We start from the raw sequence: 4,379 nt of genomic DNA on the forward strand, positions 1-4,379 counted from the left end.
GCGCTCAAGCACCGCACCATTCCCCCGCACATCAATCTGGAACGCGTCAACCCCGCCATCGACCGGGACTCCTCGCCGTACGAGATCCCCGACCGGGTCACCGCGTGGCCGGCGCACGAGGGACCGGCCCGGGCCGGCGTGAACTCCTTCGGCTTCGGCGGCACCAACGCGCACCTGGTCCTGGAGGAGGCGCCGGAGCGCGCACCCGGCCACCCGGTGGCCGCCGCGCCGGAGCGCGGCTGGACCATCCTCCCCCTGACCTCGCGCCACCCCGACGCACTCCCGCAACTGGCAGAGGGGGTCCGCGGCGAACTCGCGGGCGAGCGCGGTCCGGCGGTCTCCCTCGCCGACCTCGGCCACACCCTCGCGCACCGCCGCCAGCACCTGGAGTCCAGGCTCTCGGTCGTCCACTCCTCCCGCGAGTCCCTGGACCAGGCTCTGGCCGCGCACCTCCGGGGGGAGACACACCCGCGGGTGGTGCGGTCCAAGCAGCTCGATCCCCAGGACCGCCGCCTGGTCCACGTGTTCACCGGCATGGGCCCGCAGTGGTGGGGCATGGGACGCGGGCTGCTGGCGAGCGAGCCGGTGTTCCGGGACACGGTCGCCGCGTGCGACCGGGAGATCAGGAGAATCGCGGGCTGGTCGCTCCTCGACGAGATGACGGCCGACGAGGACCGGTCCCGGATGGCGCAGACGTGGCTCGCGCAGCCGGCCAACTTCGCGGTGCAGATCGGGCTGGCGGCCCTGTGGCGTTCGTACGGCGTGCGTCCGGACGCGATCGTGGGGCACAGCACCGGGGAGATCGCGGCCTTCTACGAAGCGGGCGTCTACTCCCTCCAGGACGCGGTCGCCGTCGCCGTCCACCGCAGCCGCCTCCAGCACACCCTGGCCGGGGCGGGCACCATGCTCGCGGTCGGTCTGCCGGAGGCCGAGGCGGAGGACCGGGTGCGGCCCTTCGGGTCGCGGATCTCGGTGGCGGCCGTCAACAGCCCTGCTTCGGTCACCCTGGCCGGGGACGAGGACGCGCTCGACGAACTGGCGGTGTCGCTCCGGGGCGAGGAGGTGTTCGCCAAGTTCCTGGCGGTCGAAGTCCCCTACCACAGCGCCGCGATGGACCGGATCAAGGACGAACTGCTCGCCTCCCTGGCGGACATCACGCCTCGCCCTGCACGCGTCCCCCTCTACCTCACGGGTCAGGACGGTGTTGCCGAGGGCGTGGAACTGGACGCGGGGTACTGGTGGAGGAACGTCCGCGACCGGGTGCGATTCCGGGCCGCCGTGGACCGTCTCGCCGACGACGGTTTCCGGCTCTTCCTGGAGGTCGGCCCGCACCCGGTGCTCGGGCACGCGATCCGCGAGTGCCTGGAAGCCGGAGGCAGGACGGCCGTCTGTGTACCCTCGGTACGCCGCGCGGAGGACGAGGACGAGCGCTTCGCCCTGTCCCTCGCCACCCTGCACAACCTCGGTGTCCCCATCGCCTGGGACGTGCTCCATCCCGCGGGCGATACGGTGCCGCTGCCCCGCTACCCCTGGCGGCGCGACCGCCACTGGACGGAGCCGGACTCCGTCGCGCGGGTCAGGCTCGGCCTGCTCGACCACCCGCTGCTGGGCCGCAGGACCGGCCACACCGAACCCACCTGGCAGTCCAGGCTCGACACCGAGTCCCTGCCCTACCTTTCCGACCACCGCATCCAGGACACCGTGGTCTTCCCCGCGGCCGGCTATCTGGAAATGGCGGCCCAGGCCGTACGGACCCTCACCGGCGGCACCGACGTGGTGCTCGCCGACATCGCCCTGCGCAAGGCTCTCTTCCTCGCGGAGGACGAGGCCAGGACCGTGCGGCTCTCCCTGTCGCTGGAGAACGGGGACTTCACCGTCGCGACCGCCCCCGCCGGCCCGGACGCGGAACGCGCGGTGCACGCGAGCGGGGTGGTCCGCTCCGCGCAGCGGCGCTCGGCCGGACCCGCACTGGACGCCGACGCGATCAGGCGACGGAGTACCCGCCGGCTCGGCGCCGAGGAGTGCTACGCAGGACTGGCCGCCCTGGGCTACCACTACGGCCCCGCGTTCCAGGCGATCGAGGAGGTCTGGATCGGCACCGACGAGGTGCTGGCACGGGTCCGGCCCCCTGCGGCGATCGGTGACGAAGCCTCCCGCCACCACATTCACCCGGTGCTGCTGGACGCCTGCTTCCAGAGCCTGCTGACGCCCCAGATCCTGCTCGGGGAGGCGTCCTCGCGGGGCACCGGCATCAGGCTGCCGCTCTCCCTCGACGAGATGAGCCTCTCCCCCGTCGGTGACCGTCCGCTCTGGGTGCACGGCACGGTGTCGCGCAGCGACGGCGACGAGCTCGTCGGAGACCTCGCGTTGTACGCGCAGGACGGCACGGCGCTCGGCCGGTTACGCGGTTTCCGCGCGGCCGACGTGGAGAAGGCGTCGGCCGCGGTCTCCCGGAGCACCATCGACTCCTGGCTCGCCGAACCCGCCTGGATCGACCGTCCGTGGAACGAGGTCGTCGAAGACGGCGCCGCCCCGACGGGACCGGGAGCGCAGGACTGGCTGGTCCTCGCGGACTGCGGCGGCCTCGGCGACGCCTTCGCCGCGCTGGTGACCGCGCGGGGGGACCGCTGCCGCGTGGTGCGGGTCGGCGCCTCGCAGGGCCGGCTTCCCGGGGGCGGATTCACCGTCGCGCCCGAGTCCGCCGAGCAGTTGGAGCGGCTCTTCGCGGACCTGGACCGGGACGGCGCTCCCTTCGCCGGCACGGTCGTCCACCTGTGGAACCTCGACCTGCCGGAGCTCGCGGCCTGCGAGCGCAAGGGCCTGGCGCGGGCCGCGGGGACCGGTGCGTACTCCCTCGTCGCACTCGCCAGGATTCTCGCCGCACGGCGTACCGGCGGCCGGCTCCACGTGGTCACCCGGGGCGCGCAGCCCGTGTCGCCGGGTGGGACGGTCGAGCCGCTGGCGGCACCCGCCTGGGGCGTCACCCGGGTGCTGCGCCACCAGGAGCTGGCTGGACACCGCGGCAAACTGGTCGACCTGGACCCGGCGCGGGAGCCCGGTGCGCCCGGTCTGAACGCCGACGCCGAGGCCCTGCTGCGCGAGTTCCTCACCGACGACGAGGAGGAGATCGGTCTGCGGGGCGACCGCCGCGCGACCAGCCGTCTCCTCCCCGCCGAGGGGCTGACCCATCCCCTGCCGCTGAGGCTGCGCGCGGACGGAAGCTATCTGGTCACGGGCGCGTACGGGGCGCTGGGCCGGCTGCTGTGCCGGACGCTGGTGAAGCGGGGGGCCCGCCGGCTGATCCTGATGGGCCGCACCCCGGTTCCGCCGCGCCGGGAGTGGCCGGCGACCGACCCGGCCACCGCCCAGGGCAGAGCCGTGGCGCTCCTGCGCGAGCTGGAGGCCCTCGGCGCGCACCCGGCCCCGGCACAGGTGGACGTGACCGACGAGGACGCGCTCACCGGCTGGCTCGACGCGTACCGGCGCGGAGGCGGTGCACCGGTGCGCGGGGTGTTCCATCTCGCCGGGCAGGTACGCGACACGCTGGTCACCGACATGGACCGGGTCACCTTCGACGCCGTGCTGGAACCGAAGGTGATGGGCGCGTACCTCCTCGACCGGCATCTGCGGGACGAGCCGCTCGACCACTTCGTGCTCTTCGCCTCGATCGCCTCCCTGCTGACGACCGCCGGCCAGACCAACTACGCCGCCGGCAACGCCTTCCTGGACGCGCTGGCGCACCGGCGGCGGGCCCAGGGGCTGCCCGCGCTGAGCCTGGACTGGGGACCGTGGGCGACGGGCATGATCGAGGAGCTCGGCCTGGTCGACCACTATCTGCACAGCCGGGGAATGAGTTCGCTGTCCCCGGACGCCGGGATGAGCGTGCTGGAACGGGTCATCGGGCAGGACCGGGCCCAGCTGCTGGTGGCGACGGTCGTCGACTGGCAGACGTTCCTGGCCTGGTACGACTCGCCTCCGCCGCTGGTCTGCGAACTCGCCGCGAACGCCCGCGAGCAGGTGTCCGAGGAGGGCGACGGCTTCCTCGACACCTTCCGGCGGGCCGGCGAGAGAGAACGCCGCTCCCTCGTGGTCGAACGGTTCACCTCGCTCACCGGCACCGTGCTGCGTACGGCGCGGGAGGAGATCGACCCGGCCGCCGGACTGGGCGGCCTCGGGCTCGACTCGCTGCTCGCGATGGAACTCAGGGCCAGGGTTCAGGCCGATCTGGGGATCGCCCTGTCGAGTCGGCCTTCGCACCGCTGCTGGTGGAACCCGTCGACCTCACCGACAGTCTCAGCCACCAGCTGGAAACCAGCGGGGAACTGTGGCAGCTGCGCGAATACGCGGCACTGCGCTCGCTCTACCACCTCAAAGAGGCC

At 73.3% G+C, this 4,379-nt stretch carries 1 protein-coding gene; it reads left to right on the plus strand.

Annotation, left to right across the window (positions count from 1 at the left end; translation table 11 throughout):
• The coding region (locus ACFWEP_RS32285; protein WP_387375493.1) for an acyltransferase domain-containing protein at nt 1-4,379 on the plus strand (4,379 nt) is incomplete at both ends.

The organism is Streptomyces sp. NPDC060198, from assembly GCF_042728415.1.
Classification (GTDB): Bacteria; Actinomycetota; Actinomycetes; order Streptomycetales; family Streptomycetaceae; genus Streptomyces.